Here is a 2,186-nt window from a genome sequence, read left to right as displayed (position 1 = left end):
AACAAAACTGATTTACAAACTGTACACCTCCGGTACGAGCAAGCGTGGGATAAGCCAACAATTGGGCATATCCCGTGTCACGGTCAGGAAGTACATCGAATTCTTCAAGCGGTACCGTTTTACGGCCTACGAAGTGGAGAAGATGACCCTAGAGGAACTCCACAATCTTTTTAAGGACGGGCAAAAGCGCAAGAGCCAACGTTTACTGACCTTAAGGCAGTACTTTCCCTATTTTGACAAGGAAATAAGAAAGACCGGGGTTACCCGACAGTTGCTCTGGGAGGAATATTATGCCAAGCATCCCGATGGCTTCAAACTCTCACAGTTCAAGTACTGGTACGCCGAATGGCGCAAGGAGACCTCGCCGGTAATGCACATGGAGCACAAGGCCGGCGACAAGCTCTTTATAGACTTCACGGGAAAGAAACTCCACATTGTTGACAGGGACACCGGTGAACTGAAGGAACTGGAGGTATTCGTGTGTATACTCGGTAGCAGCCAATACACTTATGTAGAGGCCTGTGCAAGCCAAAAACTGGAGGACTTCATCCGCTGCACCGAGAACGCACTGTGGTTCTATGGCGGCGTACCAAAGGCCCTGGTGCCCGACAACCTTAAGTCGGCGGTTACCAAGAGCAGCCGTTACGAGCCCAAGGTCAACGAGGTTTTCGCCGACTTTGCCGAACACTACGAAACGGCAGTACTGCCCACACGTACCTATAGACCAAGGGACAAGGCCATAGTGGAGAACGCCGTGAAGATAATCTACACCAGGGTGTTCGCCCCTTTACGCAACCAGGTCTTCCATGGCATGGCCGATATCAACATCGCGATAAGGGAACTGTTGGAAAAACACAACGCAATGTCGTTCAGGGGAAGGGAATATTCCAGGTGTTCGCTTTTTATGGAAATCGAGAAGGACGAACTGATGCCGTTACCGGCGAAACGCTATGAGGTAAAACGCTATGCCCAGGCCACCGTACACAAGAACAGCCATATTTATTTTGGGAAGGACAAGCATTACTACAGCGTGCCCTACAGGCATATAGGCAAACAGGTCAAGCTGGTCTATACCGACAACATCGTCGAGATCTACCATAAGCACGAAAGGTTCGCCGTACACACAAGGAACAGGAAGAAATACGGCTATACCACCTTGGCCGACCATATGCCCTCGCACCATCGTTTCATAAGCGAGTGGAGCAGTGAAAAGTTCATCGATTGGGCAAGCAATATCGGCGGACACTGTAAAGGGTACATCATTGCCATCCTGGAGAAGAAGCAACACCCGGAACAATCCTATAAGTCCTGTCTGGGCGTGCTCCACCTTGCCAAAAAGTACGGAAGGGAACGTCTTGACCGTGCCTGTGGGCGTGCCGCGGAATATGGTGCGTACAATTACAATATGGTCGAGCGCATCCTGAAAAAGGGGTGGGACCAGATCGATGAAGGTATCGACGGGGACATGGAAATGCCCGAGCACAACAACATAAGGGGAGGAAAATACTACGAATAGGAACAATACTTAAAAACAGAACATATGAACGAAAAAACAATGCAATTGATGAAAGAAATGAGGCTCTATGGAATGCACAGGGCCTTTACCACAACAATGGAAACCGGCGGTCCGTCCACCGGTTACACCAACGATGAACTGATTGCCTATCTCGTCCAGTGCGAATGGGACGACCGTCATAACCGTAGGATAGAGCGATTGACCAAGTCCGCAAGGTTCAGGTATTCGGCCGTCATGGAGGCTATAGATTACCGACCGTCACGCCAACTGGACAAGAATCTGGTCCGGCGGCTAGGTTCCTGCGGGTTCATCCAAAAAAGGGAGAACATACTTATTACCGGTAGTACCGGCGTGGGCAAAAGTTATCTGGCCTCGGCCATCGGCCACCAGGCCTGTTCCATGGGGTCAAAAACGATGTACTTCAATACAGCAAAGCTCTTTACCCTGCTCAAGACATCAAAGGCCGACGGTTCCTATCCAAGACAGATAAACAAACTTGAAAAACAGGACTTGCTCATCTTGGATGACTTCGGCCTTAAACCATTGGACAACATCAATAGGCATGCACTTATGGAGATCATCGAGGACAGGCACGGCAAAAAATCCACTATAATAGCATCACAATTGCCCGTATCAAAGTGGCACGACATTATCGGGGAGAAAACACTGG

The 2,186-nt window shown here is 49.6% G+C and carries 2 protein-coding genes; both read left to right on the top strand.

Annotated elements, in window-relative coordinates; all coding sequences use genetic code 11:
- Nucleotides 1-7 precede the first annotated feature (7 nt).
- On the top strand, nt 8-1,516 hold the full coding sequence (gene istA, locus BFP75_RS09880; protein ID WP_240531757.1) for an IS21 family transposase: 1,509 nt from the start codon (nt 8-10) through the stop codon (nt 1,514-1,516).
- A gap of 24 nt (nt 1,517-1,540) precedes the next feature.
- Nucleotides 1,541-2,186: ATP-binding protein (locus BFP75_RS09875; RefSeq protein ID WP_099545167.1), on the top strand; the 646-nt coding region annotated here is incomplete at its 3' end.

This window comes from Maribacter sp. 4G9 (assembly GCF_002742265.1).
Taxonomy (GTDB): Bacteria; Bacteroidota; Bacteroidia; order Flavobacteriales; family Flavobacteriaceae; genus Maribacter.
The sequence above is the reverse complement of the archived record's forward strand: the minus strand, read 5'-3'. Positions and strand labels throughout refer to the sequence as shown.